This is a genomic window from Novosphingobium sp. 11B (assembly GCF_054589055.1).
Genome location: NZ_BAAILP010000236.1, coordinates 1 through 2,701, shown reverse-complemented (window position 1 = coordinate 2,701; position 2,701 = coordinate 1). Strand labels below are relative to the sequence as shown.

At 66.7% G+C, this 2,701-nt stretch carries 2 protein-coding genes; both read left to right on the top strand.

What is annotated here, in order from left to right; genetic code table 11:
- Positions 1-993: 2-oxoglutarate dehydrogenase complex dihydrolipoyllysine-residue succinyltransferase (gene odhB, locus ACYPYD_RS20795; protein ID WP_459665248.1), on the top strand; the 993-nt coding region annotated here is incomplete at its 5' end.
- A gap of 115 nt (positions 994-1,108) precedes the next feature.
- Positions 1,109-2,518, top strand: a complete 1,410-nt coding sequence (gene lpdA / locus ACYPYD_RS20790; protein ID WP_459665246.1) for a dihydrolipoyl dehydrogenase — start codon at positions 1,109-1,111, stop codon at positions 2,516-2,518.
- Positions 2,519-2,701: the final 183 nt, after the last annotated feature.

The window sequence follows — 2,701 nt, the reverse complement described above, 5'->3', positions numbered from 1 at the left end:
GGCGCTCCCGCAGCCGCCAAGCCCGCCGCTGCGGCTCCCGCCGCCTCGGCACCTGCCCCGACCCCGGCTCCCGCAGCCGCTCCTGCGGCTGACGAAGCCTCGGCCGGTGCATCGGTCCTCTCGCCGGCCGTGCGCCGCGCGATCCTGGAGCACGGCATCGACCCCGCGTCGATCAAGGGCACCGGCAAGGACGGCCGCATCACCAAGGACGACGTCCTCGAAGCCGCCAAGAACAAGCCTGCCGCCTCGGCGCCGGCCGCTTCGGTTCCGGCTGCTGCCGCTGCTCCCGCCGCACGCGGCGAAGAGCGCGTGAAGATGACGCGCCTGCGCCAGACGATCGCCAAGCGCCTCAAGTCCGCGCAGGACAACGCCGCCCTCCTCACCACCTTCAACGACGTCGACATGTCGGCCGTCATCGAGGCGCGTGAAAAGTACAAGGACGTGTTCCAGAAGAAGCACGGCATCAAGCTGGGCTTCATGTCGTTCTTCGCCAAGGCTTCGGTCCTGGCGCTGAAGGACATCCCGGCCGTCAACGCGCAGATCGACGGCGACCAGATCGTCTACCACGACTACGTCGACATCTCGATCGCGGTCTCGGCCCCGAACGGCCTCGTCGTCCCGGTCGTCAAGGACTGCGACAAGCTGGGCTTCGCCGGCATCGAGAAGGCCATCGCGAACTTCGGCAAGAAGGCCAAGGAAGGCACGCTGACCATGGCCGACATGGCCGGCGGCACCTTCACCATCTCGAACGGCGGCGTGTTCGGTGGCCTGATGTCCACCCCGATCATCAACCCGCCGCAGTCGGCGGTGCTGGGCCTCCACCGCATCGAGGACCGCGCTGTGGTCCGCAACGGTGAGATCGTGATCCGCCCGATGATGTACATCGCGCTGTCCTACGACCACCGCCTGATCGACGGCCGCGAGGCGGTCACCGCGCTCAAGACCATCAAGGAAGCGATCGAAGACCCCACCCGTCTGCTGATCGACCTTTGAGACTGACAAGCCCCGCCCGCCCCGAACTCTGGTCGGGCGGGGTTTTCACTTGCGCTGAAACGATTATTACCGCTCGTGACTGATTGTGCGAAGCACGAGCGTGAGGAGGCCTACAATGGCTGATTACGACTACGACGTCCTTGTCATCGGTGCCGGCCCCGGCGGTTATGTCGCGGCGATCCGCGCGGCGCAGCTGGGCCTGAAGACCGCCTGCGCCGAAGGGCGCGAGACGCTGGGCGGCACCTGCCTCAACGTCGGCTGTATCCCCTCGAAGGCCCTGCTCCACGCTTCGGAATACTTCGAGGCGGCCAAGGGCGGCGCGATGGCCGCGATGGGCATCAAGGTGACCCCCGAACTCGACCTGCCCACCATGCAGGGCCAGCGCCTCGACGCGATCAAGGGCCTGACCGGCGGCATCGAGTTCCTGTTCAAGAAGAACAAGGTCGACTGGCTGAAGGGCTACGCCCAGTTCAAGGACGCGCACAGCGTCGAGGTCGCGGGCAAAACCGTGACCGCCAAGAACATCGTCATCGCCACCGGCTCGTCGGTCACCCCGCTCCCGGGCGTCGAGATCGACAACGAAGGCGGCGTGGTGGTTGACTCCACCGGCGCGCTGGAACTGGCTTCGGTGCCGAAGAAGATGGTCGTCATCGGCGGCGGCGTGATCGGCCTGGAACTGGGCTCGGTGTGGCGTCGTCTCGGCGCGGAAGTCACCGTGGTCGAATTCCTCGACCAGCTGCTCCCCGGCATGGATGGCGACGTCCGCAAGGAAGCTGCCAAGATCTTCAAGAAGCAGGGCATGGCCCTCAAGCTCGGCACCAAGGTCACCGGCGTGACCGTGGCCGAAGTGAATGGGGGCAAGAGCGCCAAGGTCACCGTCGAGCCCGCCAAGGGTGGTGACGCCGAAGTGATCGAGGCCGACGTCGTCCTCGTCTCGATCGGCCGCCGTCCCAACACCGAAGGCCTCGGCCTCGGCAACATCGGCCTTGAGCTGAACGCCCGCGCGCAGATCGAGACCGACCACGACTTCGCCACCAAGGTGGACGGCGTCTGGGCGATCGGCGACGTGATCCCCGGCCCGATGCTCGCGCACAAGGCCGAGGACGAAGGCATCGCCGTCGCCGAGAACATCGCGGGCCTGACCGGCATCGTGAACCACGACGTCATCCCGGGCGTGGTCTACACCCAGCCCGAGATCGCGGGCGTAGGCCTGACCGAGGAAGCCGCCAAGGAGCGCGGTGCGATCAAGGTCGGCAAGTTCCCGATGCTGGCGAACTCGCGCGCCAAGACCAACCACGAGCCCGATGGCTTCGTGAAGGTCATCGCCGATGCCGAGACCGACCGCGTGCTCGGTGTGTGGTGCATCGCCTCGGTGGCGGGCACGATGATCGCACAGGTCGCGCAGGCCATGGAATTCGGCGCGACCTCGGAAGACATCGCCTACACCTGCCACGCGCACCCGACCCACTCGGAAGCGATCAAGGAAGCGGCGATGGCCGTGACGGGCAAGCCGATCCACATGTGATCGCGCCGTCAGGCTGAACGAAGGGGCCGGTGCGAAAGCATCGGCCTTTTTCGTTTGCGCTTGGCCCCCTCCACCACCCGCTGTGCGGGCGGTCCCCCTCCCCATCCCTGCGGGACAGGGAGGATTAAGGCATTCTAACTTCTCATCCGCCCTGTTGCGAAGCAATGGGGAGGGGGACCGCCG

What these genes read in the sequence shown, in the direction of transcription:
- lpdA (WP_459665246.1), top strand. Translation starts at nt 1,109, where the DNA reads ATGGCTGATTACGACTACGACGTCCTTGTCATCGGTGCCGGCCCCGGC.